We start from the raw sequence: 251 nt of genomic DNA on the forward strand, positions 1-251 counted from the left end.
TCTTCGCCCAGTCCATCTTGTGATTGGTGGCGTTCAATAATACGTTTGCTTGCGCGTTCTAGTTTTGCTTTTTTGCGACCTAGCTCATCGAATGTGCCGCTCCACTCTTTACTCGCATTGGACTTTAATTTACACCCATCAATGGCAAACATGTTGCGGCCTATCAAGCCTTCCTCATCACATATCATCAGCACTTGCGTAAAAAGCGGCTCAATCTGTTCATGCATTTTAGCCACAAAACCCGCTATAGA

1 pseudogene is annotated in these 251 nt (G+C 45.0%); it reads right to left on the bottom strand.

Annotated elements, in window-relative coordinates:
• Positions 1–251: pseudogene (locus AAEY62_RS23640) on the bottom strand (transposase); the annotation flags it as partial.

Origin of the sequence: Pseudoalteromonas sp. GW168-MNA-CIBAN-0100, assembly GCF_040309225.1 — a bacterium.
Classification (GTDB): Bacteria; Pseudomonadota; Gammaproteobacteria; order Enterobacterales; family Alteromonadaceae; genus Pseudoalteromonas; species Pseudoalteromonas arctica.